Genomic DNA, 23,988 nt, shown 5'->3' on the forward strand with positions numbered 1-23,988 from the left:
CCGCACGACGGCGATACTGACCGCATGGCAATGAAGCTGATCCGGCGGTTCCTCGGACACAGGTCCCCAACAGCCCAGATGAATGCCGCAGGGGAGAAGTTGGTCGCCCAGTTCGCCAAGGGCTGCGCCGATCCGCCCCGCACGCCCGAGGAGTGGGCAGAGATGCACCGGCGGCTCGACGAAGCCATGCCGTACATGCGCGAGGTCGCCGAGCGCGCCTTCGGCCCTCTCGACGACGGGGACGAATAGCCAGATCAGGTTTTGGTGGCACGCCCCCAGGACGCTTGCCAGACGGCGGCCATCTTCGGCTCGGCCTTGCGGATCCCGGGCCGGACGTAGGGGTACTTGCCTTCGGTGCGCTTCTTGTAGAGGTTGCGGACCCCGCCGCCGACGCCGACGCCGCCCTGGAACCCGCCGCCGGGAATCGGCTTGGGCTTTCGGACGCCACCCACGCCCTTGATCAGCTTTCCGGTCAGCCGGCCGGGCCCCCCGCCCTTGGTGGTGTGGTGCGGGGACAGGCCCAGGCGCACGGTGTCGCCGGTCCGAGCGGACTTGCCGCGGTGGTCCCACCGCGGCCGCCCCCGCATCCCCGACCGGATCGACCGCTTGGCCAGGTTCTGGGTGGACCTCAGCGCCTTGATGGTGGCCAGGTCGATACGGCGGTCCATCGCGACGACCGCCGCACGCGCTTCCTTCGCGCCGCGGACAGCGACGGTGATCCCCTCACCCACGGGCAGCCTCCTCCTGGGCGTTGGCCTTGGCCTGCTGCACGGCCCCGTCGACGGCCAGGACCCAGTCGAGTTCCTCGGCCGGCAAGTCCATCCAGGAGTCGGGCGGGCCGACGACCTGACACAGCTGCCAGAAGCGGTACGCCTCCATCGGCAGCTGGTCGGCCGGGTAGTCGAATTTGCCCTCCAGTACCGCCCTCAGACGGTAGAGGGCCCGGTAGGGGACGCCGGATCGGTGGACGGCGCGAAGTCGGGCCCGGCCTGCAACCCGCCCTCGGCACACAGTTCCTTCAGCGCGTCGTAGGCGCCGCCGGGCAGGTCCAGGAGACTGTCCGCCGTCACCTCGGGCCCGAACGACCAGCCCGCGACGCGCGAGAGGATCAGACGGTCGCTGAGATCGTCCATGAGCGCGAGGGACTCCTCGCCGATCGCGGTGGCCATGTCCGCGGCCTCCGCCTCGCCGATGTCGGCCATGGCCGCCACGCCGTCCGCCTTGGCCTTGGCCACGACGCCGGCGAACGCCGGGTCCCGGGCCAGCTTCATCTGGATGGCCTTGATCGGCCGGCGCAGCCGCTCGGAGACGTCCGCGCTGTCGCGCAGGTCGGCCCAGGCGTCGCCGGGCAACTGGTGTCGCGTGATGGTCACTTGTACGTCCCGGAGGTGATGGCGTTGGTCAGGGTGGCCTTGATGGGGCTGTAGCCGGCGGAGGCGCCCACGTCGCTGGTGTTGGCAATCGCGCGGAAGGACACGGGAAGCTCGATGTAGTCCTTGCCGTAGTTCGGCGATCCCTCGGTGAAGGCGACCTGAGAGCAGTGCAGCGTCAGGCCGTTCGCCGCGGCACCGGCGCCCTGCGAATACAGGCAGTCGAAGGACTGGACGGTGCCGGCCTGGAACGCGGTGCGCTGGGTCGTGGACTCCATGACCAGCGTCAGCTTGCCCTCGACGCCCACGTCCCCGGACCAGATGCGGTACGGGTTCTGGGTGCCCGCGGCGCCCCGGATCTCGGTGACGTCCCGCTTGATGGTCAGCTCGCCGTCCTGGACGAAGATGTTGGTCCCGCCCAGCTTGTTGGTGATCGACCAGTTCGCGACCGGCGGCACCGCGGTGAAGCTCGGGGTGGGCGTCGTCGTGGTGGTGTAGCCCCAGGACTTGGCCTTCGCCGACCACTCCAGAAGGCCGTCCGCGTTCCACTTGAAGCCCAGCTCGGAGAACTGGGCGCCGGCGTACTGCCAGGTCCCCAGCGGGTCGGCGATCGTCCAGGTCTGGCTGGGCGGCTGGGTGTCGCCCGTGCACAGCGTCGAGAACGTCGTGGTGTACGGCGCGGATGCGCCGGTGACGGTCAGGTCCGGCAGGACGGACGTCAGCAGCCAGCCGATGGTGTCGGCGTACACGTCGCCGCCGACGTCCAGTTCAGCGCCCTTCTGCCCGGGCAGCAGCCCGAACACGTCCACCGGGGCGCCGCGCTGGCCGGTGTCCTCGATGAGGTTGATGTCGTCCTTCGGCGTCAGCGTCTTCCACGGCACCCAGGCGGTGGGAGCGACAGCGGTCCCGGGCGTGACCTCCTTGGCCACGCCCAGGGCTGCGAGATGACTGGGCTTAGGCATCGCTGCCGCCCTCCTTCCCCGGCCGGTCGCCGGTCTTCTTGGTGGCGGCCTTGGCGGTCTCCCACAGGCCATCGCCCGGATTGCGCTCCAGGTCGTAGGTTTCGCCGGTCTCCGGCGTCAGGCCCAGCTGCGGGTAGTAGCGGCCCGCCTCGCCGATGTAGGTGTAGCGCTGCACGGTGTCCTCACAAGGTCTTGAGACAGTCGATGCCCAGGTCGATGACGACGTGGCGGCCCTTGTGCTCGTCGTCCCAGCCCGCGGTGTGCGAGGCCGTTGACGGGCGCGCCCGGTCGACCGCGCCGCCCAGGGAGGGATCGGAGCGCACCACGGCCACGACCAGGTCCGCCAGCTGCCGGGCCCGCAGGAACGTGCCGGCCGGGTCGTCGCCGCCGCGGTAGACGTCCACCGTCACGGTCACGGTGTAGTCCTCGCGCAGCCAGCCCGCGCCGCCGGAGCCGACGACCGATTCGGGGCTGTAGGTCTGCTGCACCTCGCCGACGCACACGATCTCGTCGGGCTCGTAGGGGCCGGGGACGTCCAGGCACACCAGAGCGCCGGAGGACTCCGGGATCTGCGCCTGGAGGCCGGCCAGGAGCCAGGCGCGGGCGGCCGGGATGCTGGAGGCGGGGATGTCCCCGAGGGGGGTGCTCATGCGATCCCCGGCGGACGGCGGCTGGGCTGCCACAGCTCCATGACCCGCGCGGGCAGTGCGAAGCCCATGGGCACGCCGCCTCCCTCGCTGTCGAGGCCGGCCCCGCCGAAGCGCGGGCGCCCGCCCTGCTGGGTGAGCTGCCACAGGTGCCGGATCAGCTCGAGCGCGCCCAGCCGCACGGACGGCGAGACCGTGCCCGCGCCCGCCGTGTAGGCCACCAGGACGTTCTTGGAGCCGTCGGCGAAGCAGATCGCCCCGCCCGTGGCGCGGCGGATGATCTGCCCGCGGTCCAGATCCACGGTGTAGCCGTAGGCGTCGGTGCTGGCGCCCAGGGGCTGCTCGGTGAGCGGGAAGGTGGTGGCGCCGACGTACTCGGTGACCGAGTGCACGGCGGCGACCGGCTGCCAGTCCAGGGAGATGACCGCCGTGCCCCCGTCGTGCCACTCGATGTGCTCCTCGGGCATGAGGGGGCCGACCACATTCCGCGCGAGATCGCCGGCCGCCGCGATGAACCCCGCCAGCTCAGCATCTTGCGTGGTGTTGCCGTCTGGGATGTTCAGGTGCGCTTTCACGCTGGCCAGGTCGACGATCGGCATGACGTCAGCCGGTCTTGTTCGGCGCGGCGGCGGCCTTCGCGGTGCGCCGCCCGTCCGGTGCGCTCTCCCCGTTGGGCCGGGCGCTCTTCCCGCCGCCGACCACCTCATCCAGGCGCCGCCCGGTGCGGCGGATGTCCTCGGCCGTCGAGGTCGGCACGCGGCTGCCGTCCTCCAGCTCGATGGTGGCCGGGTCGACCAGCCCGCGCAGTTCGGCGACCGCCTCGCGCACATCGTCGGCCATGGCCGACAGCTCACCGCGGATGTCCGCGGCCAGCTTCTCGTCGATCTCCTTGACCTGGTCGTACTTGTCCAGCAGGCCCTTGGCGATGTTGATCGGGTTCATCGTGCCCTCCTGGGCGGTAAGAAGGGGCGGCGGCCGAGCGGCCGCCGCCGTGACGGCTCAGAAAGCGGGGGTGATCGAACCCGTGCCGGTGACGGCCGCGATCGATGCCGGGTAGCGGCCCGCCTGGAACGAGGCGTAGTTGTACAGCCGCACGAACAGGCTGAGGTTCTGGGCGTAGGTCTGCTCGAACGCCTCCGCCCGGACGTTGCCCTCCCACAGGAACACGTCCGAGGCGCGCAGGAGCAGGATCACGTCCTGGTTCGTGCCCGCCCCGACGTTGGTGGGCAGGTTCGGGTCGGTGTACACCGGCAGGCCGAGCATCTCGCCGACCCGGCCCTGGGCCGCCAGTTCGCCCGGCGTGCCCGCGGCGTTGTTCGGGCCCTGGGCCATCGGGACGACCATCGGCCGGTTGGCGGTGTCGACCTGCGCGAGCGCCCACGCCCACCGGCGGGGGTGCATCACGACGTGCGTGGGCGGCTGGTAGCGGGTGGTGTGGATCGCGCTGACCGCGGCGCCGAGGCTGGAGTACATCGCGCCCGCGCCGCCCATGGACGGCGTCGCCTGCGTCCAGGCGACCGAGTTGGTGCCGGCCAGCGTCAGCAGGCCGGTCACCTGCCCGCTGGTGCCCGTGCCCGACAAAACCTGCCTGTCCAACTTCATCGCGTAGTCCGCAGCCAGGTCCGCCAGGATCAGGTCGTCGATGTTCAGCGGCGACTGCTCCACCAGCTGCATGGAGATGGTCTGACCACCGGCGATCGTCACGACCGGGCTGGAGATGCTGCCCGTGGTCATGTCGGTCTGCTGCACCGCGCTGTTCTGGCTGCTCTGGATCGCCTCAGCCGTACCGGTCAGCACCTTCGGGATGGAGATGCTGTTCGTGCCGGCCGGGACGGTGCCGTGCACGCACAGATCCGCGGTGACCCGGCCCGGGCGCGCGAGCGAAACGAACTCGTCCTCCAGCCACAGCGGCGGCACGAACTCGCCGCCCGCGCCCGCGGTGGTGGAGATCGCGCGCTTCTCGGCCACCATCTTGTCGTTGCGACGCAGCCGCTCGGTGGCCTCGCGATCCCCGCGGCGGTTGGCCAGGTACAGGTCCCGGAAATAGGACTGGCCACCGGGACCCGAGCGGTAGACCTCCTGCTCGGTCACGGACGTGCCGGGCGCAGCACGGCGCCGCTCGTCCTCGGGCTTCGGCGCGTAGCGCTCGGCGACCTCCGCCGCCGCCTCGTCGGCGCGGATCTGCCCGTCCAGCTCAGCAATCCGGGCGTCGATGGCCCGGATCTCGGCCTCGCCGTCGTCGAACGTGCCGCGCTCCTCGTCGGTCAGCGCGGAGCGCTCCTCTGCCTGCACGGTCTCCAGAACGGCGTCGAGCTTCTTGCGCTGCTCGGCACGCTTCTCCTGGAGAGCCTTGATCATGTCCCGCTTGTTCACGGGGGACTCCCTCTCTCGATATGGGGTGCGTGCCTGCCGTGGTGACGGGTGGTGGCCCGGGTGGTGCCCCTACGCGTGCGGGGTCCGGCGCGGGCTCCGGCGCGGCGGCCGGGCAGGCGGAAAACCCGGACGCCGCATGGCTCCGGGTGGTCTTAGGGGCGGCGCTCTACAGCGACAGGCTGCGCGCGCGCCGCTGGTAGAGGTCCAGATCACTGACCGTGGCCAGGTGCTCCGCGTCGACGGGCTCCACCGGGGGCTTCTCGGCGGCCGGGGCGAAGCGCGCGGCGAGCCGCTCGTAGACGGCGCGCTGCTCCTCCTCCGGCATCTGGCCGCACAGCTGGGCCAGGTCACGCGCGTTGAGCTGGGCGCCGGCCGTGTTGGGGTTCGCGCCGTAGTTCACCACCGACACGTCGCCCTTGTTGAGGTTCACCTCGAGGATGTCGCGCTGCTCGTAGTCCGGGGACCACTGCTGCCGGGTCACCCAGAACGCGAACGACATTTCGTCGAGGTCGCCGCGGTCCATCGCCGAGCGCAGGGCCTGCACATGCGGGCTGGACGGGTCCAGCTCGGCCTCCGTGTAGAGGCCGGTGGAGTCCTCCGACAGCCGCATGGTGCCGGACTTCGTCCGCGCCAGCGTCATCCCGGAGTGGTTGATCAGGAACGGCACATCCGCGGATTCGTCCAGGGTCTTCTTGAACGCGCCGGACCGCACCACCTCGGTATACGGGCCCAGCCAGTCCTGCATCTCGTAGCCGGCCTCGGTCACGCAGGCGTAGCCGGTGAACGTCAGCCGGTCGCCGCCGTCTCCGGACGGCGCGGCGCGCAACTCGACAGCCTTGAAGGGCATGTTGCGGCGCTCGACGGTACGGGGCCGCTCGGCCCGGGTGGACAGGTCCATCACGGCTCCTCAATCGGGTACGGGCTCATCAAGCTTCGGATCGGGCTCGCCGGGCGTCCAGCCCGGATCGGTGGTGTGCGCTGAGTTCAGCGGCGCGAACGGGTCGGTGCCGGCTCCGTCGGGCAGCGGCGGCATGTTCTCCCGGGCCCGGATCTCGTCCGGCGTCATCCCGGCGATGTTCCGGGCGATCTGGTAGACGGCCCACCGGCCGGCCGTGTCCGTCCGCAGCAGCCCATCCGCGTCGAACCAGGCGGCCTGGGGGCGCGGCAGCATCATCGACCACGCATCCTCGAACGTCCCCAGCCACGGGGCCAGCGTGTAGCGCAGGAACCCCAGGCCCTGCTGCTCAATGCCGGTGCCCCACGACGTGGTGCGGTCGACCTGGCCGAGCATGTGCGGCGGCAGCCCGAACAGCATCGCCACATCGAGGTTCTGGGCAGCCCGGGTGCCGAGGAACTGCGCATCCTCCGGCGTGACGCTGATCGGCGTCCACTTCGCGCCGCCGGAGAGCACACCGACCGCGTGCGCGTTGGTCAGGCCGCTGTGGCTCGACTCGAAGCTTTCCTTCATCTGGCGGGCGCGCCCCTTGTCGAGGTCGCCCTCGACGGAGATCACGCCGGACATGTGCGCGCCTCGGCCGAAGAACCCCGCGCCGAAGCTCTCGGCCGCCAGCCCGAGCCCGATGGTGTTGCGGGCGTAGCTGATGACGCTCATGCCCGTGGGCGACTCCGGGAAGGCCATGCCCATCAGGTGCACCATGTCCTCTGCATCGGCCGGCTTCCGGTCGATCCAGTAGACGCGCTCCCCGGCGCCGTTGAACTGGCAGCGCACCCGGTCCGGATGCAGCAGCCGCAGCCGGGACGGGCGCAGCAGGTAGTCACGCTGCAGCACCTGCGCGTACGCGTTGCCGCGCAGCAGCAGGCTCACCATCATCTGGCCGAGGCCCGCCCGCCGCGACAGGAGCGCCGTGCTGCTCGCCCCGCCGAACGGGTCCGCCACGATCGGTGGGGCGGGCGTCATGGTCTCGCGCAGATCGCCCCGCATGCGCACCGCGTTCAAAGGCAGGCCCGCGACCGTCTGCGAGAGGATCCGCACGCACGCGGCGACCGCCAGCAGCTGCATCGCGGTGTCGTCGGTCACCTGCACCCCGGCCGGCGTCACGGCGGCGAGCGACCCGTTGGACGGGATCGCCCACGGGTCGCCGGGGCCCGTGGGCGAGGCGGCGCCGCGCGTCTGCGGAGCCCGGGCAAGAGCGCGCCTGAGCAAGCTCACTGGTCCACCACCCATCCGATCAGCAGCAGCACCAGCCCCAGCACGACCAGCCCCACGACCGGCTGCCACCACCAGGCCGCGCCGTCCAGGCAGCCCAGCCCGATCAGCTCGGCCGTATCCGAGACGACACCGCGCGACGGCGGACGGCGAACACGTGGAATGCGCACGGCACCTCCTACAGATCGGCCCAGCTGAAGAACTGCGGCTCGGGCTCGGGCTCCGGCTCCTGGCACGCCCGTTCGTGCGCCATGACCGCCGAGACGGCCAGGTCAATCTTCCTCGGGCTGTGCTTCGCGTCCTTCGACAGCCGCGACCCCCGGCTGTCGGTCTTGACGACGCAGTTGGCCAGGTGCCGGGCCAGCCTCGGGTCTCCGGAGTGCGTCAGCAACTGGCCCATCACCGCCTCGTAGAAGCGGGTCGTCGCCGGGATCATGCGGGCCGGGGACTGCGGGAACTCCACGATCGGCAGGCCCTCGTCCTCCAGCACCTGATACGTACGGCCCCACCGGTAGGGGTCGCACACGATCTCCCGCACATCCCACCGCCGGCACGCCGCCCGGATCGCCGCCTCGACATCCAGGATCGGCACCGTCCAGCCCGGCCCGGCCTCCGTCGGCCGCTCCCACGCCTCCACCACGTCCACGTGCGGCGCCTCGCCGTCGACCGGGCAGGACACCACCACCAGGGCAGTGGAGTCCCCGTTGAACGAGCCGTCGAAGCCGAGGCACACCTCGGCGCCGTCCGGCACCGCGCCACCGCCCCGGCACGCGTCCCACGCCCCGGCCGGAAGCCAGGTCTCCGCGGTGTTCACCCACTGGTTCAGCCGCTTCGTACGGAACTCGGCCTCCGGAGTCCTGCGGACCGCGGCCTCGAAGTCCTCCGGGTCGATCAGGTCCCCGTACGCCGGGTTGGCCATCTGCCACGTCTCGGGCCGCCGGTGGTCGGCGTCGTCCGGCGCGCCCCACCAGGCCATGAAGAACGAGGCGTCGACCTCTTCGCCCGCGGCGAGCCTCTGCCCGTACTGGAACAGCCGGTAGCAGATGCTGTCCTTGCCGGTGGAGTCGCTCTTCACCCCGGCGGTCGTGATGCCGATCAGCATCGGGTCCAGCCTGGCGCCCGCGGCGAGCGCCATGACGTTCCACAGATCCGGGTTCGGCTGGACGTGCAGCTCGTCGAAGAGCACGCGCGTCGGGCTCAGGCCCTCCTTGGTGAACGCCTCCGCCGACAGGCAGCGGTACACCGACCCGGTCTCGACGACTTCCAGCGCATCCTTGTAGCACTTGATCGCCGCAGACAGATCCGCGCTGGCCTCCACCATGCGCCGGGCGTCCCCGAAGACGATGCGGGCCTGTTCCTTGTCGCCGGCGCAGCTGTAGACCTCGGCGCCCGTACCGTCGAACAGCCCATCCAGCGCGATCCCGGCGCCCAGCCCGCTCTTGCCGTTCTTCCGCGGCTCCCCGATCAGCGCCACGCGGTGCCGGCGCCGGCCGTCCTTCCGGCGCGCGAACAGGTGCCCCAGCAGATCGTGCTGCCAGTCCCGGAGCGTCAGCGGCGAGCCGCTCGGCCCGGCGAACGTGTCCTTGGTGACGGTGCACAGGGTCTCGATGAAGTCCGCGACGTCCTCGCCGTCGCCGCGCCGGACGTCCGCGGCCGGCACCGGCGTCAGGAACCGCGGCGGCCAGCTACTTCGCGCCCTGGACGCGCGCCGCCCGCCGGGCCGCGAGTTCTTCGAGCTTGGAGGCACGCTTCACCTCCGCATAGCCGAGCCGTGCCCGGTCCGACGGGGTGAAGCCGCACAGGCTCTCGTACTTGGTGATCTGTGACTCCAGCGCCCGCACCTCCGACAGCAGCGGATGCGCCCGCTGCTGCCCCATCGACCCGGCCACCATGTAGCCGTCGACCGCGATCTGATCGCGCATCGCCTCGCGCTCATCGTGCGCTTCGCACAGGCGCGTGAGCAGGTCCACATCGGTGGTCGGGGACAGCCACGCCTGACCGGCCGTCCACAGCCGCGCCCAAGCCCGCTCGCCCGCCTCGCCGAGCGTCTCCGGCGCTGCGGGAATGTCCGCGACGGCGGCCAGGTGCACCACAGGCTCAGGGAGGTTCCGCTTCCCGGGGTTGCCGGTTCGCCGCTTGCGTTCCGTGGGCGTAGAGGGTCGTCCTGCGGGCAAGATCGCCACCCCCAAGAACGACCAAGGTCAAAAACCGGCTCAATTTCGCGTCGGCGTGCGCGGGGTGGGGGGCCGGGTCCGAAAAAGATCTTGCTCTTGACTTCGCCCCACCCCCCTGACCTGCGCTTTTGCTTGATCACCCGACCTGGCGAGCCTCTGACCTGCGGTGATGCGGCCGGTCAGGTCGAGGGGCGGTTGCGCTTGCGGCTGTTGCAGCCTCTGCACAGCACCTGGATGTTGCGGGGGTCGTCGGTGCCGCCGGCGGCCTTGGGGGTGATGTGGTCGGCAGTGAGGTCGCTGGCCGGGTGGGCAGGCACACCCCAGCCGGGGCACCACTGACCGTGTGTCTGCCGGTGGGCTGCCACCGCGGCGGCTGCCACCTTGCGCCACGGCTGGCCGTAGCCACGCTGGTGAGCGCTGCCTCGCAGTTGGTCCTGCCTCTGCTGCCATGCCGCCTGGTCCGTGTCGCACCTCGACGCGTTGCGGGTGAGGCGTCCACACACCAGGCAGGGCCGGAGCCTGCGCATGCCCTGCCTCCCTATCTGCGGTCAGCTGACTCCGTACCACTGCGAGCCCCAGCCCGTGTTGATCAGCGTGGTGGTCTGCTGCGTCAGGTCCAGGCTGGCGGGCAGGCTCGTCTGCCCGGTGAGCATGTTGGAATACCGCAGCCTCGGCGGGGCGAGCTTGAGGTTGACGGTGATTCCGGCGCCCGTGCTCTTGAAGGTCAACCCGTTGGTGGCCCATACCCCGTTGAGCAGCATGGCGATGAAGTAGTCGCCCGGCGGTGCGGTGAACGGTGTGACGAGCGGGAAGGTGCGGCCGGTGGCGCCGAACAGGAGGAGGCTGGAGAGGTCGGCGGTGACCCCCATCCGCGTGCCGGCCGCGTTGTATGCGCCCAGGTAGCAGTTGTTGAGGGTGGCGCCGCTGTCGACGCCGGCCAGGCCGATCGAGATCTCCGACCAGGTGATCTGCTTCCTGATCTCGATCTTCGTCAGGGTGATCTGCCCTGCTATCGAAGTGGTCTGGGCCGTGACGTGTCCGGCGTTGTTCGGGTCACCGGTCCAGGTCAGATACCCCTGGTCGCTGGGCAGGTGGGCGGTGTTGTCGAGGTTGATGCCGGAGGCGGCCGGGCCCGAGCCGGAGATCTTGACGACCTCCAGCGTCGACCCCGCCTTGAGCGTGGTCGGGCTGGCGGTGCTGGTCTGCTGGGCCCAGCGGAGCTTCAGCGTGCCGGCGGTGCTGCCGGTGGCGACGATGCCCTGTGGGAGGACCATGATTCCGGCGAGCGTGGCGGAGGACGCCATGACGCCGATGTCGCTGTTGCTGCCGAAGAGTCGCGCGGCGACCTTGAGCTGTGCGCTGCCGTCCGGTGTGGTGGTGCTGAGGGTGCCGGCTTCGGGCGCCCACCCGCCGGTGGCGCCGGTGGGCGCGGTGAAGGTCATGGTCGCGTCGGCGGCTTCGGGCCCGTCGAAGAGGAGCATGCCGCGGAACCGGTACACCGAGTTGGCGTCGAGGCTGGCGAAGAGGTGCAGATCGTCGCTGACGGTGGTGGTCGAAGTCCGGGTCTCGTCTGCCGTCTTCACCGGTGTCTGGGTGAGGGCGGACAGGGCGGCGACGGCGGTGCTGGCGGTTCCTGCCGGGTCTGCGCCGATGTCGGCCGGGGCGAGGGCGTCGGTGCCGCCGGTGGCGTGGCTGGCCTTGTGCGCGACCGGGGTGCGGGCGTTGGTGGTGGTGGGGTCGGTCGATTTCAGGGCGATGGTGTCGCCTGCTCCGGCCGCGCCGAGGGGCGGCTGCAGCCCTGTGGCTCCCTGGGCGCCGGCCGGGCCAGTGGCCCCGGCGTCTCCCTTTGCCCCGGTCGCGCCTGTGGCTCCCTGCGGTCCGGCCGGCCCTTGCGCTCCCGTTGCTCCCGTTGCTCCCGTGGGGCCTGCGGGCCCCGTCGCGCCGGTCGCTCCGGCGGGGCCGACGAGGGAGGCGAGCCACTGGGTGACGGTGCCGACGAAGCCGTTGGCGAGGGCGAGTTCGTAGGCGGAGGCGCCGGCCGTGCCCGCAGTCCCGCCGGTGGTGCCGTCGGGTGCGGGAACAGGGATGAGGCTGTCGAGCTGGACGGTGTCGCCGTTGTTGCCGTGGATGTCGGCCCAGAAGGTGATCCGGCGGCCGCCGGTCGGTTGCACGTCGACCTGCCAGCGCCAGCCGGTGGGAGCAATTCCAGCGGCGTTGTTGGGGATGACCTGCACGGAGACGGTGCCGTTGGTGTCGAAGGGCTGGACGCCGCCGCCGGGGTAGATCGCGTGCCGGGTGGAGTCCACGAGCGTGGCTGAGGGGGTGAGGATGATGCTGCCGCTGAAGGGCGTTCCGCCGACGGCTGCCGGGATGGTGCCCGTGAGGGTGACAACTGGGGTGCCGGCAGGAAAGGGCATCGTGCCTCCCCTCGCGGGTACGACGAAGGCCCCGACCTGTGTAGGTCGGGGCCTTCGGGACGCTGTGGTGCAGCTGGTTTTGGGCACAGCTGTACGGGCAAATCGTGGCGCGGGTGTTGATCTGTGTCAAGCGGCGCGCTGACCTGGCCGGGTGGGCTTGGCGGCGACCGCGGCCGCCTGCACGGCGTCGACGCGGAAGTACGGGCGCTTGGGGGTGCCGCCTGCGCGGTGGAGGATGCCGCGGCGGACCCAGTCGCGGATGGTGGCGGGCTGCCTGCCGACGGCCATGGCGGCCATGCTGGTGGTGAGGTAGCCGGGTGGGAGCGCGAGGTGTTCCATGTGCCCATTGTGGTGGAGGCGGCGGACGTGGTTCGCCCCGCCGTCCGGTCGCTGTTCCGGGGCGGGGCGGGGTCCGAGGAGCGCCAGCAGCTCGGATGGTTGACGTGTTCGACGGTACGGGTGGGCACTGACAGTCCTGGGATTCTGGCCCCAACCCGCTTGCTGGTGTCTTAGGTTGCCGCCATGAAACTCGTCGCCTGGGTCGGCATCGCCGCTGCGGTGCTGGCCGTAGTTGCTGCTGCCATCGTCCTCGTAAGCCTTCACCGCCAGGCCGCGGAGTCGCGAAAGCCTGCGACGTGGGGAGATGTCGAGCGTATACGTGAGCTGGCACTCTCGGTGGATGGCCGGGCGCGGTGGGTGGCGTGGTTGACCGTCGCGAACGCTGTGCTCGGCTTCATCGGCGCGCTGATGGCGCTGGCGGATAACGCCGGCTGATGGATCCGACAGTGCAGGGGGCGTTGATCGGTGCGGGTGCGACAGCATTCGGCGCGCTGATCACAGGGCGTTTCACGGCGTCGTCATCGCTGAAGGCTGTGAAGTTCCAGATACAGGCGCAGCGGCTTGACGGGTTGTGGCAGATGAGGCGGGATGCGTATGCAGTGTTTCTGACGTCAGTTGAGGCGACGCGCGGGGCCTTACGGAGGTTGGAGGGGGCGGTGTCGGCGCCTGGGGTGGGATCGGACTGCTGGTCATCATCGGTGGCTGCTGCTCGCGGGGCGGTAGATGAGGCGGCCTATGAGATGTGGCGGCAGGGCACGATCTTCCGTATCGCTGTCACCGGCTTGGAGGCGGATTCGGCGGAGAGCCTGGTGTCCGTGGTCAACGGAGTGATCTCCGATATGGACGAGTGGACGACGGCCGCGGGCCAACAACGCCAAGACGCGGACATTTTGCGGGGCCGGGCGCTGCAGTGGCTGGAGGCGCTGCCAGACACGTTGGAGCACTTCATGGAGATGTCGAAGGGGTACCTGCAGGGCATCCCTGATGTAGATCCGCCTGGCCCGAGCCTCCGGCAGCGGTGGCGGTCATGGCTGCTTGCGCGGCGGCTCAGGGCTTTGGACGACTGATCAGGCCGCCAGTGCTGCGATGCCGTCGATCATGCGGGCCGCTTCTTCCTGGCGAGGGCGGCGGCGATCTGCGCTCCGGCGGGCTGTGCTCGTCGGAGGCTCTCGGCGAATGCCCAGAGTCCCTCCGCAGCAATGCCGAGGGCGGCCTGCTGTGGGACGTGGCCGTGCTGGGCGATGGTGTGGGCCCGGCGGACGTGCCGGAGGGCGCGGTCCCGGTTGGGGTAGGGCTGGTGGGCCATGGGTTCCCTCTCAGTGGTCCGGGCGGGGTTCCACGTCCACGGTGACGAACACGCTCGGGCCGTCGCCCGGCTCGGCGTTCTCGTACGCGATCTGGACAGCGAGCACCACGGCTGGCACCCCGTGGACGACGATCTCCTGCCCCTTCAGGGGGATGGGCAGGGGCGCGGTGGCCTCGAAGCACGCGAGGCTCTGGCCGTCGTACGCGAACTCGAGCGCGTATCGCACCTCGTCGGCGACTCCAGGCATGTCGGCCGCCTTGTGCGCCCGCGCGATCTCCCGGGCTGCGTTTCGGACGTTGTAGCTCATGTGGTCATCATCCTCATTTCGGCTGGCGGCTGGCGGACTTTTCGGCTTCCCGCTTGGTCTGGCTGATGGCGTTCCGGCGGCGGAGTTCGTCGAGGCTGATGGTTTTCTCCAGTGCCATGATGACGGTCCTGTCTCGTGTGCGGGATGGGTCCGGGGCGGCCGGTCAGCTGCCAGGCGGGCGGCCGCCCCGGGGGGCTGGTCAGCCGTCGATGTGCTCGGCGGTCGGCGGCGCGGTGCGCGGCAGGGGCTGGTCGTCGGGGTGTGGCCAGTAGCTGATGCGGCGGGGGCCGGGGTAGTAGCTGTGCTCGACGCGGTTCTGGGCCAGCCGGTCGACGGCGAACGCCGCCGGGTCCTGGTCGTCAGTGAGGATCTTGGTGCCGAGGGACAGGACGCGGTCCTCTTCGTCTCGGTCGTCGTCGGTGCGGGTGATCACGTAGGCGTAGCGGGTCATGAGCACGTCCTTGGTGTTGGTCAGGCGAGGGGCAGGTCTGGCCGGAGCGCGTGGAGGGCGTCTTCCTTGCCTCGCCCGTCGACGTGACGAATCGCGGTGAACCGTGCGCCGCAGGGGCGTTCATGGCTCCCGCCGGCCGTTCGTGTGTGGTGGGTGTCCCAGGGGACTGCGGGCAGGTGGCATCTGCCGCAGTCGGAATGGAAGTCCCCGACGATCAAGAGCGCGGTTTTCTCCGTCACGCCTGCTCCCGCTGACGCTTCATCTCGGCTTCGATGTCGCCGTGCGATGCGCCGAGGTCAAGCGCGGCATTCATGGCGTCCAGGACGCCCTTCGGGTCGGTGCGGCACTCGGGCCCGCCGTGCTCGATGACGGCGCGGGCGGCGGCCTCGATGGCCTGCTGACGGTCCATGGGTGATCCCTTCGGTGGGTGGTCCGGCCGGTCTGGCCGGCTCCCTGCCCGGCCCGGCTGTGGCGCCCGGGGCGGACAGGCAGCCGTCAGCCGGCCTCCTTCACGAGCCAGTGGGCGGGGTTGTCCTTGTCCTGGACGATGTGCACCGTGTGCTCTCCGCCGCTCTCCTCGGCGTCTCCATCCGCTCTCCGCTTCTCTCCACGGCTCTTCGTGGATGCGCTCTGACCTGCGTCTCCATCGGTGGAGAGCGGTGAAGAGTCCTTCTGGAGAGAGGTCTTGGGAGAGGGGAGGGGAGGGAGGGCGGAGCGGCGTACTCCGGTCCTCCCTGCGACCCCCCGGGAGCGCACCGTGCGGGCCACCTCGATGCGGTGGTCGGTGAGGGTCTGGCGCAGTTGCTCGTCGGGGGCCTCGGACAGCCCGTCCAGCCGCTCTCGCATGGCCGGGTACAGCTCCCCGAGGTGCACCCCTTCGTCGTCCCCGATGAGGGCACGGACGAGGGCCACCACGGGGTGCTCCGCGGGGGCTTCCGGGGAGGTGTCGGGGGTGGTCTTGTCAGTGCTCTTGCTGGCCTCTTTGGGGAGCGTGGGCCACTGGCCTTTGGAGCGGTGGCAGTTGTAGGCGGCGAGGAGCCATCCGGCTGCGGCTGGCCAGAGCACTGCGTGGTGCCGGTCGGCGAGGCGCCAGGCCCCGTACGTGGCTCCGGCGATGACCAGGCACCGGACGCCGTTGCCGAGGTAGGCGGGGAGGCCTGTCAAATCGTGGCGCTGACCGCGGCGGACCCAGGCTGCGAGGTGGGCGACCAGCCGGGGCGCGAGCATGCGGCTCCCCTCCCCCAGCCGTGCCGCCAGGGCGACGGCCCACCGGGTGCCTTTGCTCAGGGCCGTGACGGTGTCGGTGGCTTGCTGCCGTAGCCAGGGGAGCAGGGGCGTGTCGGTCTCGACGGGGGCGGTCACAGGGCCACCCCGCCGTTGAAGAAGTCGACGATGCTCTGGCCGGCGTAGTTGTAGGTGTCGGGCAGCCACTGCATCACCTGCGCGACGCCGGCCGTGGCGCAGAGGGTGACGCCGACGTAGGCGCCGCCGAGCAACTTCCACCGGATCGTCTTGCTGGCCTTCGTGAACACCACGATGGCCAGGGCCACGACCACGACGAGGACGCAGGCGCCGGGGGTGGTGAGGGTGCCCATGCCGCCGGAGTGGAGCGCTCCCCCGCTGTGGCCGGTGGTGCGCTTGACTGCCCAGTCGCCTGCGGCGCTGTTGGCGGAGATCGACTTGACCGCGACCCAGCCGAGCAGGCCGCCCGCGCAGAGGAGGAGGCTCGCGCCGATGACGACGCCCCAGAGGGACGGCAGCATGGGCTTGAAGGCGCGGTTGCCTTTCCACCAGGTGCGGATGGCGAGGGAGAGCACGATGAGGGACAGTGCGGCGCCGGTGATGGTCAGGGGCACGTTCATGAGGTGGGCACTCCGGTGAGGGCGGTGACGATGTCGAGGGGGCGGATGACGCCGTAGACAGCGCCGACGGTGGTGGTGGCCAGCAGGAACAGGGACCAGGCGCCGCCGTGGCGGACGAGGCGGCGGCCGGCCAGGGCGGCGGTCCCTAGGCCGATGACGTAGGCGGCGGCCGGGTGTGTGGTGATCCGCACCGCGTAGAGGAGGGAGCCCCAGATGGGGCCGATGCCGTAGCCCACGCCGGGGATGGGGGCGACGGAGGCGGCCAGGGCGAGGATCGCGGCGTACGGGCTGGTGCGGTCGGTGAGCCAGTGCCAGCCGCGGCGGTACCACGGCGGGACCGGCGGTGGTTCCTCGACGGGCAGGACCATGTCGACCACGACCCGCAGTTCCAGCGGTGCGGATGGGCCTGGCGGGTTGGCCGGCCAGGCCCAGGCGGGCGGGGGACTGGTCGGCGGCGGTGGCGGCGGGGCTACGGGCCGCCACGGCGGAGCGGCGGGCGTGCCGTGCGGAACGGGCGGCCCGGGCGCCGGGGCGGCTGGTGGGTTGGTGGGTAAGCCTGGGCGGGTGGGCCAGGGTTCGCCGGCCGGGATGATGCGGGTGATGCGTGCGGGTTCGGGCATGGCAGGGCCTCAGTGGTGGAAGAGGGCGGCGACGTAGGCCGCAGCCACGGTGATGAGGGCGAGGGTGCGCGCGGCGGGGAGAACGTAGGGCTCGGCCCGGCGGGTGCGGTTCGGAGCGAGGGCGAGGAGCCCGGCGAGGCCGAGCAGCGCGGCGGTGCCGAAGAAGATGAGGGCGATCGAGATGCGCATCTCAGTCCTTCTTCGTGAGCTGCTGCAGGAGTTGGGCTTTCGTCTGGCCGATGCGCAGGGACTTCTGCAGGGTCCGCAGCGGGGCGGGCCGGCCGAGTGCGCGGGCCTGCTCGACGAGGTCGTCTGGGAGTGCATCCGGTTGCGCATCCGGCTCGGGCTCGTCGGTGCACTCGGGCTCGCCCTCGGTGCACTCCGGGGTGGGCTCCGGTTGCGCATCTGGGGCGGGCTCGGGTTCGTCGGCGGGCGGCGTCTCGTGTTCCTCGGATGCATCTGTGGGTGCGCATCCGCGGATGCGGGCGTGCACTACATCCCTGCGTTGGCCTGCGGCGAATGCGGGCGCGGGTGCGCGCATCTCGGGGTGCACTTCGGGTTCGGTGACGATGTCGAGCACGAGTGCGGGCCGGGGCGCATCCGAGGGTGCGGCATCGAGTGCGGGGGCGGATGCAGCCGGGATGGTGGGGTGCGGGGGCGGGTTGCCGGCGCCGATGGCGATGCGCACCATCTGCTCGGAGACGACGATGCCGTGGGCCGTGGTGATGCTGGCGAGTTCGGCGGGGTGCGCATCCGGGTGCGCGGAGTGCACTCGCTGGATTGCCTCTATGGGGTGCATCTCGGCGAGTTCCTGGTGCGCGAGTGCGGGCATGGTGCGGGGCCGTGCGGGCTCCTGCGGCGGCTCCCAGAGGGAGGGCAGGGTGATGGTGGTGAGTGCGGGTGCGCCGCGGCGGGCGGCGAGTTCGAGCATGAGGCGGTGCCGCTGGTTGGGGTCGGTGGCGACGCCGGATCGGGTGAGGGCGGCGGCGCACCGCTTGCGGCCCCAGGGGTAGAGGCGCTTGCGGGAGCCGAGGCGCACGGCGCGGGCCAGTGCCCGGTCGCGGGTGATCTGCGCGGCGGTGCGGTCCCGGGTCGCGAGACCGAGGTGGGAGAGCAGCCGTTCGCGCAACTCCCGGCCGACCATGGCCGGGAGGCCGGTGGAGAGGGCGCCGGGGCGGATGACGCGGATCTCTAGGCCCATGGCCTCGTGCCAGAGCAGGCCGGCCATGATGGGGCCGATGACCGCGCGGACGGTGCCGCCGAAGAATCCGGACTCGCTGAAGGCGGGGATGATCTGCACTCCGGTGATGACCCAGACCAGGATGCCGGGCACGCCGGCTGTGCCCGCGGTGTCGGGGGTGGCGGTGGCGTTCTTGGTCGCGCGGGCCAGCAGGCCGCAGGCGACCAGGGCGATCTCGGCGGCCGCGAACATCACGAGGCGTTCGCTGGTGTCGTGCATGTCGAGGCGGTGCTCGGCGAACCGCCAGGAAGTGTCCGCGGTGTACGCGGTGCAGATCATGGCGCCGATGGCGGCGACGAGGACGGCGTGGCCGAGGCGCCGGGCGGCGAGGGTCAGGCCGGCTGCGGCCGCGGCGGCGGCGCCGGCGGCGGGCCAGGGGTGGGCGGCTGCCCACGTGGCTGCGGGTGTGAGGTCCACGGTGGTGCTCCTGGGTGGGGTCGGACCCGCGCGGGGCGGGTCCGACCGCGGTGGGTCAGCGCGTGGCGCGGTGGAGGAGGACGAGGGCGGCGGCGAGGAGCAGCAGGATGGTGATCGCCAGGACAGCGGGGCTGCGCATCACCGGGCGCCTGCGTCCTCGTTGGCGCGGCTACGGACTCCGGCGTCGTCGCGGTGGTCTAGGCCGCAGCGGAGCTTCTTGGCCTTGGCGTAGTCCTTGGCGGCCTCGGCAAGGAGTTCGCGGGCCTCGGCGCTGGGCGCCGCGGGCTGCTGGCCGGCGGTCACAGGGCCACCCCCTGTGCGGCGAGCCGCAGGCGGGCGGCGTACTCGTCCCGGGTGGCGCCAGCGATCGGGAGCCGGTCGAAGGCGTCGCGGAGTGCCTGGGCGTCGGCGCGGGATTCCTCGGTGGGGCCCGCCGTCCCGTGCCAGTCCCAGATCGTCAGCTCGGCGATGAGGGCGAGGTGGCCGGGGGTGAGGGGGGCGTGGGGGGCGAGGGTGGGGAGTCGACGCGCGGTGGTTTCGAGCAGCCAGTCGAGGGGCGCGCGGACGGGGGCGGTCATCGCGCGGCGCCGGCGGTGAGGGCGCGGATGAGGGGGAGCGCGAAGCCGTGGACCTCGGCGGCCGGCTCCCAGTCGGTGAATGCCTCGACCGGGCCGACGTGGGGCACGTCCACGCTGACGGTGACCTCGATGACGGCGTACGGGCTGCCGTCGCCAGCGGTCCGCTCTACCTGCCGGGCGGTCACGATGCCGTTGGTGCGGGCGTGTACGTCGTCGAGTTCGCGGACGGACCAGACGCAGATGCGGGTGTCGGTTTCGTCGAGTTCGGGGCGCGGGATGTGGAGGCGGGTAAGGCCGAGGGCGTCGCGGACCAGGGCGCGCAGCGACGGAGTGATCGGCTCGGTGGCCGTGGCGCGGCGGCCGGTGAGGATGCCTGCGGCGATCAGGCGCCGTTGGGGCGGGGCCGGGGGGCTGGACGGGATAGTGTTCGTGGCCATGCGGATTCCTCCTGGCGATGGGCAGGGTTCGCATAGGCCCTGAACTGGTGAGATAGACCAGTTCAGGGCCGCCTGCTTTCCAACACCCACGACACTACCCCACACAATGAGTGCCTGTATAGGATAGGAGGGATGGAGTGACCCGAAGGGACGACGACATGGCCAGCTACAGGGACGTCGCAGCGCGAATCCGCCGTGACGTGGACGCTGGCCTATGGCCAGTCGGCAAACCGATCCCAGGCATCGAACGACTGGCGAAGAAGTACGTAGTCGCACGTGAGACGGCACACCGGGCCGTCAAGCACCTGGTGGCCGAGGGCCTGCTGTACAGCGAAGGTAGGCGCGGAACGTTCATCCGCCCGCCTGCTCCGGCGCCGATAGTCGCCCGGGACCGGCATGTCTACCGCGACGAGCTGGGCTACTTCTTCGACCGCGGGGCGCAGGACTGGCGCGGCGTCGGAGTGCCGACGCAGGAGGTGGCCATGCCGCCGGCCGACGTCGCTGCACTGCTCGGCGTCGGCATGGGCGAGCACGTCATGGTCCGAGACCGTGCCGTGGGCCCGCCGGATGCGACGCACCCCCTGCAACTGGCCACCAGCTACCTGCCGATGCCGCTCGTCGGCCAACTGCCGGTGCTCGGCGCGGCCAAGACCGGGCCGGGCGGCATCTACGACCGCATCGAGGAGCACTTCGACGGACCGATCACCTGGGAGGAGACGGTGTCGGCGCGGCCGGCGAACGATCTCGAGCAGGCGGCCTTGCGGATAGGGGCCGGGCTGCCGGTCCTGGTCGTGACACGCGTGTCCCGTGTGGGCGAGCAGGTAGTGGAGGTCAACCGGACGCGTATGCCGGCCGATCGGTTCTCGGTGGCGTACCCGGTGATGCGGGATGACACGGCCCGTTGGCCGCGCGAGGCCGAGCGCAGCGAGTAGCGAGGCGGGCCGCCCGGCGGGTCATGCCGCCGGGCGGTCAGCCAAGGTGGCGCGCGATGACCGCGCCGAGGACGAGCACGCCGGTGCCGATGGCGAGGAGGCGTACTGCCTGCTGCCAGTACGGCGATGCCCGGACCTGCCGCAGTGCCTCGGATGTGGCCGCCTGCCGGGCGCCGGTGCGGGCCGCGTGTCCGAGGGCGGAGAGGAGCGCGCTCACCGCGATGGACAGCGGGCCGGGGATCTCCTCGATGCGGTCGGCCGGGCGGAGCCCGTGGTGGGCGCGGCGCCGGTGTACGGCGCGGTCGGTCTTCGCCTCGTGGTCGGTGGCTCGCTCGGGCGACCGGGCGTCGCAGGGCTCGCAGTAGTGGACGTAGCGCACTCGGTGACGGTAGCGCCCGGGCGGCCCGGCTGGGGCCGGTTCGGCGGGCTCGGCCGGGATGCGCTGGGCGGTGTCCGGCGGCACGGTGGGGGTATGGCTGAGCACGCGCCTGTGGTGGTGCATCCGCCGTCTCCGTCTGGGGGCCGGCGGGTGACGGTGCAGGGTGCCATCGTGGGGCTGGCGTACGGGCCGGTCGATCTGCTGGAGTTCCTGCGCCGGGCCGGGCTCGATCCGGACACGGTGGCGCTCGACGACGCGAAGCTGATCGAGTGGCGTGGTGGCGGGTCGACGGAGTGGGGATGACCTCTATGCACTGCCGCAGCGGCCGCCTATGGTCCGGGGATGGACTGGGGAGATGCACCTGCATGGGTGGCTGTTGCGGGGTCAGGATTCGCGATCTGGATCGCATGGCAGGCCCGCGGGGACAGTCGGCGATCGGCAGATTCGGCGGTCGACTCACTGGCTCTGCAGCGCGAGTTGGCAGAGGAGCAACGCGCCGCGGCCGCACCGTACGTGCGGCTCGTAGTTGATCACATGAGTGGCACCCGGTATCGGCTGCGGAACGCCGGGACGAGAGTGGCCGAAGACGTGCACATCATCAACTACGGGGACTGGCCATACCTGTTCGAGTGGCAGCACGACGGGGTGTCCCTGGCCACAGAGGAAGGCCGCGAGCTGCGGATGTCCGCAGCGTCGGGCAAGCCGATCCCGCCGCAGCTCTGGGTGACCTGGGACGGCCAGGACGAGACGGTGCCGGTCTCAGTGCCTGTCGCCCGATAGCCGAGTGCGCCCCGCCAGTCCGGAGACTGGCGGGGCGCCGTGCTGCGTCAGGCGGAATGGCGCTCACCCAGGCGCGCGAGGCTGCGGCCCATCTCCTCACCGGCCCTCTGCACGGCCGGGCCAAAGGCGCGGAGCGTGACGAGGATGACCGCGGCCGCATCCGCGACGCGTTCCGCTGTGACGGGGTTCGGCTCGGTCTTGATCAGCTGCACGGGCATGGTGTCCCCCTTCTGGCGTGGGTTCCAGGATGGCAGAAGGCGGGCGCGTGGGCTGCCCTCGGCGCATACCCGCAGGGCGAGTTGGGCTCGTCGGCCGGGCCCGTCGAGCCTGCTCACGGGTGCGTGATCCGCAGCGCCGGCCGGCGCCCGGTCCGCCGCTCCAGGATGACGGTGTACCCGCGGGCCCGGAGCACGGCCGCGTACCGGTCAAGGTGCTGCTGCTCGTCGGGCCCGTCGTGCCAGCACCGGACGGTGCGAGGGCTGCCCTGGGTGGCGCGGTGGCCGGGGCGCCAGGCGGGACCGCGGGTGGAGTCGGGGTGGCCAGCGGCGCTGAGGTCGTAGGCGACGTCGCAGGCTCGGATACAGCGGGTGGCCATGGGGGTCTCCTTGATGGTGTCGGTGCTGGGCGTGCGAAAGCCCCGCCCTCGTCGTGAGGGCGGGGCCTTCGTGGTGTGCGGTAGGGCGGGATCAGCGCCCAGTTGGGCCCCGGCCCGCGGCCACCTGGGCGACGTGCTCCTGGATTCGTTGGTACTTGGCCGCGGTGGTGTGCCCGTCCCACTGCGCCCGTGGGTCGTCCGGCTGGACGTGCTCGACGTGCTCGAACAATGCGGCGTCCCGGGGTGCGATGTGCCAGCTCATCTGCCCGCCGACGGAGTGGAGGTAGAGCAGCTGCCAGCCGGGCTCGTCTATGTCGGCGGCGGGGGCCATGACGCTGGCGGCGGGGTGCAGCGCGGCGAGCCAGGCGAGGAGCGCGGCGCGTTCGGCGTACGCGTGGTCGCGCTCGGCCTCGGCCGGGTGGGGCTCGTCGCCCCCTGTCGTGCTGCTGGCCTGCTGCTCTGTGCCGGGGTGGACGATCGCGGCCGGGATGGGGCGGGGGGCGTCCAACTGCCTGCCCGCCGGTTCGTCGAGGGCGTCCCGGGTCTCCTCCAGGAGGTCGGCCCGCTCACTGGCTGCGTCGCCCTTCAGGGCGCGGTCGTCGAGCAGACGCTCGATGTGCTCGGCAAGCAGGGGCTGTTCGACGTCGAGGAGGGCGCCGCGGCGGAGGCGGGCAAGCAGTACGCCAAGGACGTCGTCCTGCTCGGTCTGCGTCCTGTCCTTCTGCGCCTCGGCGGGACCGGTCGCGGTCCGCTCCAGCAGGGTGGCGGCGGCCTTGGCGGCGGCGTCTGTCATGGTGTTCTCCAGTTCTCCGGTCTTGCGGTTGTGGTGCGTGCCCGGGGCGGGATTCGAACCCGCATGCCCGTGGGGGCGTCCGCTTTTAAGGCGGCTGCGTCTGCCGTTCCGCCACCCGGGCTCGGGGCCCGGCCGCGGTCGGCGGCCGGGCGGGGCGGGTCAGCGGGTCTGCGTGTCCTCGACGGGCATCCAGCGGGTGACGGTCACCTCGCGCTGCTCCACCTCGATCGCCTCGACGGTGCCGCCGTACCACCCGTGGTCGTCGGGCACGTAGCCGCCGACCTCGTAGTCGCCGGTGTCGAGGGGGGCTTCGTACTCGACGGCGTAGGTCCGGCCGTCGTCAGGGGCGCGGAAGACGGCGCAGCGCTGGGCGGTGTACTTCAGCGTGGTGGTCTGCTCGTCGGCGAGCAGGTGCTCGCTGTACTCGACGTCCTCGGGGCTGTCGGGCGGCACGCTGAGCGCGGCGAGTTCGGTGGTGGTGAAGGTGCGGCGGTTCATCGGGGTGGGTCTCCTTGGGTCGGCCGGTGAGGCGGTGGCGGTCGCCGGGGGTGGTGAGGGTGCTGGTGCTCACCGCGATGAGCAGGACCAGCAGCACGACGGCGAGCACGGCGGACGTCACTCCTCGCCGAACGCGGGGCGGTCGTACGCCTGCTGCAGCCGCTGCTGCTCGCGGGCCCGCCGCGTTCGGAGCGCGCCGGCTCCGGCGAGGCCGAGCAGGTTGGCGATGAGGACGGTGACCCACCAGGCGGGAAGGTGTTCGGTGACGAGCCACAGCACGGCCATGGTGAGGGCGCCGACGAATGCGCCGAGGAGAAAGCGGTGAAGGAGGTCGTAGCGCATGG

At 71.5% G+C, this 23,988-nt stretch carries 41 protein-coding genes and 1 tRNA gene; 6 read left to right on the forward strand and 36 right to left on the reverse strand.

Annotated features, from left to right (window positions below):
* The first annotated feature begins 24 nt into the window (after positions 1-24).
* Entirely contained in the window at positions 25-249 is a 225-nt protein-coding gene (locus D9V36_RS07970; protein ID WP_129293118.1) for a hypothetical protein, read from the forward strand.
* A 5-nt stretch (positions 250-254) separates the two neighbouring features.
* On the opposite strand, the gene D9V36_RS07975 is transcribed toward D9V36_RS07970, so the two are convergent.
* The 17 genes from D9V36_RS07975 to D9V36_RS08045 all read right to left on the reverse strand — a co-directional run bounded on the left by D9V36_RS07975 (position 255) and on the right by D9V36_RS08045 (position 12,449).
* A complete protein-coding gene (locus tag D9V36_RS07975) occupies positions 255-731 on the reverse strand; it encodes a hypothetical protein (RefSeq protein WP_129293119.1) in 477 nt (158 codons plus the stop codon).
* Positions 724-879: a hypothetical protein gene (locus D9V36_RS40785; protein ID WP_164992903.1), complete on the reverse strand. Its 156-nt coding sequence runs from the start codon at positions 877-879 to the stop codon at positions 724-726. The genes D9V36_RS07975 and D9V36_RS40785 overlap by 8 nt, the downstream gene beginning before the upstream one ends.
* Before the next feature lie 47 nt (positions 880-926).
* Positions 927-1,373: a hypothetical protein gene (locus D9V36_RS07980; protein ID WP_129293120.1), complete on the reverse strand. Its 447-nt coding sequence runs from the start codon at positions 1,371-1,373 to the stop codon at positions 927-929.
* The gene (locus D9V36_RS07985) at positions 1,370-2,332 is read right to left on the reverse strand and encodes a phage tail tube protein (protein WP_129293121.1); all 963 of its coding nucleotides are present in this window, start codon (positions 2,330-2,332) and stop codon (positions 1,370-1,372) included. Before D9V36_RS07985 ends, D9V36_RS07980 begins: the two co-directional genes overlap by 4 nt.
* Positions 2,325-2,507, reverse strand: coding sequence for a hypothetical protein (locus D9V36_RS07990; protein ID WP_129293122.1), 183 nt, complete (start codon positions 2,505-2,507; stop codon positions 2,325-2,327). Before D9V36_RS07990 ends, D9V36_RS07985 begins: the two co-directional genes overlap by 8 nt.
* A 7-nt stretch (positions 2,508-2,514) precedes the next feature.
* Entirely contained in the window at positions 2,515-2,982 is a 468-nt protein-coding gene (locus tag D9V36_RS07995; RefSeq protein WP_129293123.1) for a hypothetical protein, read from the reverse strand.
* Positions 2,979-3,578 (reverse strand): hypothetical protein, encoded by a 600-nt coding sequence (locus D9V36_RS08000; protein ID WP_206739623.1) that lies wholly within the window; start codon positions 3,576-3,578, stop codon positions 2,979-2,981. Before D9V36_RS08000 ends, D9V36_RS07995 begins: the two co-directional genes overlap by 4 nt.
* Before the next feature lie 4 nt (positions 3,579-3,582).
* On the reverse strand, positions 3,583-3,921 hold the full coding sequence (locus tag D9V36_RS08005; RefSeq protein ID WP_129293124.1) for a hypothetical protein: 339 nt from the start codon (positions 3,919-3,921) through the stop codon (positions 3,583-3,585).
* Positions 3,922-3,978: 57 nt separating this feature from the next.
* Complete coding sequence (locus D9V36_RS08010; RefSeq protein ID WP_129293125.1) at positions 3,979-5,352, reverse strand: phage major capsid protein; 1,374 nt, start codon at positions 5,350-5,352, stop codon at positions 3,979-3,981.
* Positions 5,353-5,518: 166 nt separating this feature from the next.
* On the reverse strand, positions 5,519-6,250 hold the full coding sequence (locus D9V36_RS08015) for an HK97 family phage prohead protease (RefSeq protein WP_129293126.1): 732 nt from the start codon (positions 6,248-6,250) through the stop codon (positions 5,519-5,521).
* A gap of 9 nt (positions 6,251-6,259) precedes the next feature.
* Positions 6,260-7,522 (reverse strand): phage portal protein, encoded by a 1,263-nt coding sequence (locus D9V36_RS08020; RefSeq protein WP_129293127.1) that lies wholly within the window; start codon positions 7,520-7,522, stop codon positions 6,260-6,262.
* Complete coding sequence (locus tag D9V36_RS40790; RefSeq protein WP_164992904.1) at positions 7,519-7,689, reverse strand: hypothetical protein; 171 nt, start codon at positions 7,687-7,689, stop codon at positions 7,519-7,521. Before D9V36_RS40790 ends, D9V36_RS08020 begins: the two co-directional genes overlap by 4 nt.
* 8 nt (positions 7,690-7,697) lie before the next feature.
* Positions 7,698-9,179: a terminase TerL endonuclease subunit gene (locus D9V36_RS08025; RefSeq protein ID WP_241720754.1), complete on the reverse strand. Its 1,482-nt coding sequence runs from the start codon at positions 9,177-9,179 to the stop codon at positions 7,698-7,700.
* A 25-nt stretch (positions 9,180-9,204) separates the two neighbouring features.
* The gene (locus tag D9V36_RS08030) at positions 9,205-9,612 is read right to left on the reverse strand and encodes a phage terminase small subunit P27 family (protein ID WP_241720755.1); all 408 of its coding nucleotides are present in this window, start codon (positions 9,610-9,612) and stop codon (positions 9,205-9,207) included.
* A gap of 260 nt (positions 9,613-9,872) precedes the next feature.
* Positions 9,873-10,220 carry an HNH endonuclease gene (locus D9V36_RS08035; protein ID WP_129293130.1) on the reverse strand — a complete coding sequence of 116 codons (348 nt, stop codon included), beginning with the start codon at positions 10,218-10,220 and terminating at the stop codon, positions 9,873-9,875.
* Positions 10,221-10,241: 21 nt separating this feature from the next.
* Positions 10,242-12,110: a collagen-like triple helix repeat-containing protein gene (locus D9V36_RS40795; protein ID WP_164992905.1), complete on the reverse strand. Its 1,869-nt coding sequence runs from the start codon at positions 12,108-12,110 to the stop codon at positions 10,242-10,244.
* 126 nt (positions 12,111-12,236) lie between these two features.
* Entirely contained in the window at positions 12,237-12,449 is a 213-nt protein-coding gene (locus D9V36_RS08045; RefSeq protein WP_129293131.1) for a hypothetical protein, read from the reverse strand.
* 183 nt (positions 12,450-12,632) lie between these two features.
* On the opposite strand from D9V36_RS08045, the gene D9V36_RS08050 reads away from it, so the two are divergent.
* Both D9V36_RS08050 and D9V36_RS08055 read left to right on the forward strand, forming a co-directional pair.
* The gene (locus D9V36_RS08050) at positions 12,633-12,884 is read left to right on the forward strand and encodes a hypothetical protein (protein ID WP_129293132.1); all 252 of its coding nucleotides are present in this window, start codon (positions 12,633-12,635) and stop codon (positions 12,882-12,884) included.
* Complete coding sequence (locus D9V36_RS08055; RefSeq protein ID WP_129293133.1) at positions 12,884-13,516, forward strand: hypothetical protein; 633 nt, start codon at positions 12,884-12,886, stop codon at positions 13,514-13,516. Before D9V36_RS08050 ends, D9V36_RS08055 begins: the two co-directional genes overlap by 1 nt.
* A 29-nt stretch (positions 13,517-13,545) precedes the next feature.
* Here the strand turns inward: D9V36_RS08055 and D9V36_RS08060 are convergent, their stop codons facing one another.
* The 12 genes from D9V36_RS08060 to D9V36_RS08105 all read right to left on the reverse strand — a co-directional run bounded on the left by D9V36_RS08060 (position 13,546) and on the right by D9V36_RS08105 (position 19,667).
* On the reverse strand, positions 13,546-13,755 hold the full coding sequence (locus D9V36_RS08060; RefSeq protein ID WP_129293134.1) for a hypothetical protein: 210 nt from the start codon (positions 13,753-13,755) through the stop codon (positions 13,546-13,548).
* A 10-nt stretch (positions 13,756-13,765) separates the two neighbouring features.
* Positions 13,766-14,062 carry a hypothetical protein gene (locus D9V36_RS08065; RefSeq protein ID WP_129293135.1) on the reverse strand — a complete coding sequence of 99 codons (297 nt, stop codon included), beginning with the start codon at positions 14,060-14,062 and terminating at the stop codon, positions 13,766-13,768.
* A gap of 199 nt (positions 14,063-14,261) precedes the next feature.
* A complete protein-coding gene (locus tag D9V36_RS08070) occupies positions 14,262-14,513 on the reverse strand; it encodes a hypothetical protein (protein ID WP_129293136.1) in 252 nt (83 codons plus the stop codon).
* A gap of 235 nt (positions 14,514-14,748) precedes the next feature.
* A complete protein-coding gene (locus D9V36_RS40800) occupies positions 14,749-14,922 on the reverse strand; it encodes a hypothetical protein (protein ID WP_164992906.1) in 174 nt (57 codons plus the stop codon).
* Between the two features lie 86 nt (positions 14,923-15,008).
* A complete protein-coding gene (locus D9V36_RS08075; protein WP_129293137.1) occupies positions 15,009-15,875 on the reverse strand; it encodes a hypothetical protein in 867 nt (288 codons plus the stop codon).
* Positions 15,872-16,375 carry a hypothetical protein gene (locus tag D9V36_RS08080; RefSeq protein WP_129293138.1) on the reverse strand — a complete coding sequence of 168 codons (504 nt, stop codon included), beginning with the start codon at positions 16,373-16,375 and terminating at the stop codon, positions 15,872-15,874. The genes D9V36_RS08075 and D9V36_RS08080 overlap by 4 nt, the downstream gene beginning before the upstream one ends.
* Positions 16,372-16,752, reverse strand: coding sequence for a hypothetical protein (locus D9V36_RS08085; RefSeq protein ID WP_129293139.1), 381 nt, complete (start codon positions 16,750-16,752; stop codon positions 16,372-16,374). The genes D9V36_RS08080 and D9V36_RS08085 overlap by 4 nt, the downstream gene beginning before the upstream one ends.
* A gap of 252 nt (positions 16,753-17,004) precedes the next feature.
* Positions 17,005-17,184, reverse strand: coding sequence for a hypothetical protein (locus D9V36_RS08090; RefSeq protein ID WP_129293140.1), 180 nt, complete (start codon positions 17,182-17,184; stop codon positions 17,005-17,007).
* A 1-nt stretch (position 17,185) separates the two neighbouring features.
* Positions 17,186-18,652: a hypothetical protein gene (locus D9V36_RS08095; protein WP_129293141.1), complete on the reverse strand. Its 1,467-nt coding sequence runs from the start codon at positions 18,650-18,652 to the stop codon at positions 17,186-17,188.
* Positions 18,653-18,790: 138 nt separating this feature from the next.
* Positions 18,791-18,955, reverse strand: coding sequence for a hypothetical protein (locus D9V36_RS40805; RefSeq protein ID WP_164992907.1), 165 nt, complete (start codon positions 18,953-18,955; stop codon positions 18,791-18,793).
* Positions 18,952-19,230, reverse strand: a complete 279-nt coding sequence (locus D9V36_RS08100) for a hypothetical protein (RefSeq protein WP_129293142.1) — start codon at positions 19,228-19,230, stop codon at positions 18,952-18,954. The genes D9V36_RS40805 and D9V36_RS08100 overlap by 4 nt, the downstream gene beginning before the upstream one ends.
* On the reverse strand, positions 19,227-19,667 hold the full coding sequence (locus tag D9V36_RS08105; RefSeq protein ID WP_129293143.1) for a hypothetical protein: 441 nt from the start codon (positions 19,665-19,667) through the stop codon (positions 19,227-19,229). The genes D9V36_RS08100 and D9V36_RS08105 overlap by 4 nt, the downstream gene beginning before the upstream one ends.
* 158 nt (positions 19,668-19,825) lie before the next feature.
* Here D9V36_RS08105 and D9V36_RS08110 point away from each other — a divergent pair, with 158 nt between their 5' ends.
* Positions 19,826-20,599, forward strand: coding sequence for a GntR family transcriptional regulator (locus D9V36_RS08110; RefSeq protein WP_129293144.1), 774 nt, complete (start codon positions 19,826-19,828; stop codon positions 20,597-20,599).
* Positions 20,600-20,636: 37 nt separating this feature from the next.
* On the opposite strand, the gene D9V36_RS08115 is transcribed toward D9V36_RS08110, so the two are convergent.
* Positions 20,637-21,101, reverse strand: coding sequence for a hypothetical protein (locus tag D9V36_RS08115; RefSeq protein WP_164992845.1), 465 nt, complete (start codon positions 21,099-21,101; stop codon positions 20,637-20,639).
* Between the two features lie 27 nt (positions 21,102-21,128).
* On the opposite strand from D9V36_RS08115, the gene D9V36_RS08120 reads away from it, so the two are divergent.
* Positions 21,129-21,281, forward strand: a complete 153-nt coding sequence (locus D9V36_RS08120; protein ID WP_431357654.1) for a hypothetical protein — start codon at positions 21,129-21,131, stop codon at positions 21,279-21,281.
* Positions 21,282-21,512: 231 nt separating this feature from the next.
* Complete coding sequence (locus D9V36_RS08125; protein ID WP_129293147.1) at positions 21,513-21,758, forward strand: hypothetical protein; 246 nt, start codon at positions 21,513-21,515, stop codon at positions 21,756-21,758.
* Positions 21,759-21,805: 47 nt separating this feature from the next.
* Here D9V36_RS08125 and D9V36_RS40810 read toward each other — a convergent pair whose 3' ends face one another.
* The 6 genes from D9V36_RS40810 to D9V36_RS08150 form a co-directional block, all read right to left on the reverse strand.
* The gene (locus D9V36_RS40810) at positions 21,806-21,976 is read right to left on the reverse strand and encodes a hypothetical protein (protein WP_164992908.1); all 171 of its coding nucleotides are present in this window, start codon (positions 21,974-21,976) and stop codon (positions 21,806-21,808) included.
* A gap of 113 nt (positions 21,977-22,089) precedes the next feature.
* Positions 22,090-22,353, reverse strand: a complete 264-nt coding sequence (locus tag D9V36_RS08130) for a hypothetical protein (RefSeq protein ID WP_129293148.1) — start codon at positions 22,351-22,353, stop codon at positions 22,090-22,092.
* A gap of 91 nt (positions 22,354-22,444) precedes the next feature.
* Positions 22,445-23,146: a hypothetical protein gene (locus D9V36_RS08135; RefSeq protein ID WP_129293149.1), complete on the reverse strand. Its 702-nt coding sequence runs from the start codon at positions 23,144-23,146 to the stop codon at positions 22,445-22,447.
* Between the two features lie 38 nt (positions 23,147-23,184).
* Positions 23,185-23,267, reverse strand: a tRNA-Leu gene (locus D9V36_RS08140).
* A 38-nt stretch (positions 23,268-23,305) separates the two neighbouring features.
* The gene (locus D9V36_RS08145; protein ID WP_129293150.1) at positions 23,306-23,644 is read right to left on the reverse strand and encodes a hypothetical protein; all 339 of its coding nucleotides are present in this window, start codon (positions 23,642-23,644) and stop codon (positions 23,306-23,308) included.
* 117 nt (positions 23,645-23,761) lie between these two features.
* Positions 23,762-23,986 (reverse strand): hypothetical protein, encoded by a 225-nt coding sequence (locus D9V36_RS08150; RefSeq protein WP_129293151.1) that lies wholly within the window; start codon positions 23,984-23,986, stop codon positions 23,762-23,764.
* Positions 23,987-23,988: the final 2 nt, after the last annotated feature.

It is taken from the genome of Streptomyces lydicus (assembly GCF_004125265.1).
In the GTDB taxonomy this organism is placed as follows: Bacteria; Actinomycetota; Actinomycetes; order Streptomycetales; family Streptomycetaceae; genus Streptomyces; species Streptomyces lydicus_C.

Excerpts from the sequence above, each read along its gene's own strand:
- D9V36_RS07970 (WP_129293118.1), top strand. The coding sequence starts at position 25 with ATGGCAATGAAGCTGATCCGGCGGTTCCTCGGACACAGGTCCCCAACA.
- D9V36_RS40785 (WP_164992903.1), bottom strand. The coding sequence starts at position 879 with ATGGAGGCGTACCGCTTCTGGCAGCTGTGTCAGGTCGTCGGCCCGCCC.
- D9V36_RS07985 (WP_129293121.1), bottom strand. The coding sequence starts at position 2,332 with ATGCCTAAGCCCAGTCATCTCGCAGCCCTGGGCGTGGCCAAGGAGGTC.
- D9V36_RS07995 (WP_129293123.1), bottom strand. The coding sequence starts at position 2,982 with ATGAGCACCCCCCTCGGGGACATCCCCGCCTCCAGCATCCCGGCCGCC.
- D9V36_RS08000 (WP_206739623.1), bottom strand. The coding sequence starts at position 3,578 with ATGCCGATCGTCGACCTGGCCAGCGTGAAAGCGCACCTGAACATCCCA.
- D9V36_RS08005 (WP_129293124.1), bottom strand. The coding sequence starts at position 3,921 with ATGAACCCGATCAACATCGCCAAGGGCCTGCTGGACAAGTACGACCAG.
- D9V36_RS08015 (WP_129293126.1), bottom strand. The coding sequence starts at position 6,250 with ATGGACCTGTCCACCCGGGCCGAGCGGCCCCGTACCGTCGAGCGCCGC.
- D9V36_RS08035 (WP_129293130.1), bottom strand. The coding sequence starts at position 10,220 with ATGCGCAGGCTCCGGCCCTGCCTGGTGTGTGGACGCCTCACCCGCAAC.
- D9V36_RS40795 (WP_164992905.1), bottom strand. The coding sequence starts at position 12,110 with ATGCCCTTTCCTGCCGGCACCCCAGTTGTCACCCTCACGGGCACCATC.
- D9V36_RS08045 (WP_129293131.1), bottom strand. The coding sequence starts at position 12,449 with ATGGAACACCTCGCGCTCCCACCCGGCTACCTCACCACCAGCATGGCC.
- D9V36_RS08050 (WP_129293132.1), top strand. The coding sequence starts at position 12,633 with ATGAAACTCGTCGCCTGGGTCGGCATCGCCGCTGCGGTGCTGGCCGTA.
- D9V36_RS08055 (WP_129293133.1), top strand. The coding sequence starts at position 12,884 with ATGGATCCGACAGTGCAGGGGGCGTTGATCGGTGCGGGTGCGACAGCA.
- D9V36_RS08060 (WP_129293134.1), bottom strand. The coding sequence starts at position 13,755 with ATGGCCCACCAGCCCTACCCCAACCGGGACCGCGCCCTCCGGCACGTC.
- D9V36_RS08065 (WP_129293135.1), bottom strand. The coding sequence starts at position 14,062 with ATGAGCTACAACGTCCGAAACGCAGCCCGGGAGATCGCGCGGGCGCAC.
- D9V36_RS08070 (WP_129293136.1), bottom strand. The coding sequence starts at position 14,513 with ATGACCCGCTACGCCTACGTGATCACCCGCACCGACGACGACCGAGAC.
- D9V36_RS40800 (WP_164992906.1), bottom strand. The coding sequence starts at position 14,922 with ATGGACCGTCAGCAGGCCATCGAGGCCGCCGCCCGCGCCGTCATCGAG.
- D9V36_RS08080 (WP_129293138.1), bottom strand. The coding sequence starts at position 16,375 with ATGAACGTGCCCCTGACCATCACCGGCGCCGCACTGTCCCTCATCGTG.
- D9V36_RS08090 (WP_129293140.1), bottom strand. The coding sequence starts at position 17,184 with ATGCGCATCTCGATCGCCCTCATCTTCTTCGGCACCGCCGCGCTGCTC.
- D9V36_RS08100 (WP_129293142.1), bottom strand. The coding sequence starts at position 19,230 with ATGACCGCCCCCGTCCGCGCGCCCCTCGACTGGCTGCTCGAAACCACC.
- D9V36_RS08105 (WP_129293143.1), bottom strand. The coding sequence starts at position 19,667 with ATGGCCACGAACACTATCCCGTCCAGCCCCCCGGCCCCGCCCCAACGG.
- D9V36_RS08110 (WP_129293144.1), top strand. The coding sequence starts at position 19,826 with ATGGCCAGCTACAGGGACGTCGCAGCGCGAATCCGCCGTGACGTGGAC.
- D9V36_RS08115 (WP_164992845.1), bottom strand. The coding sequence starts at position 21,101 with ATGCACCACCACAGGCGCGTGCTCAGCCATACCCCCACCGTGCCGCCG.
- D9V36_RS08125 (WP_129293147.1), top strand. The coding sequence starts at position 21,513 with ATGAGTGGCACCCGGTATCGGCTGCGGAACGCCGGGACGAGAGTGGCC.
- D9V36_RS40810 (WP_164992908.1), bottom strand. The coding sequence starts at position 21,976 with ATGCCCGTGCAGCTGATCAAGACCGAGCCGAACCCCGTCACAGCGGAA.
- D9V36_RS08130 (WP_129293148.1), bottom strand. The coding sequence starts at position 22,353 with ATGGCCACCCGCTGTATCCGAGCCTGCGACGTCGCCTACGACCTCAGC.
- D9V36_RS08135 (WP_129293149.1), bottom strand. The coding sequence starts at position 23,146 with ATGACAGACGCCGCCGCCAAGGCCGCCGCCACCCTGCTGGAGCGGACC.
- D9V36_RS08145 (WP_129293150.1), bottom strand. The coding sequence starts at position 23,644 with ATGAACCGCCGCACCTTCACCACCACCGAACTCGCCGCGCTCAGCGTG.
- D9V36_RS08150 (WP_129293151.1), bottom strand. The coding sequence starts at position 23,986 with ATGCGCTACGACCTCCTTCACCGCTTTCTCCTCGGCGCATTCGTCGGC.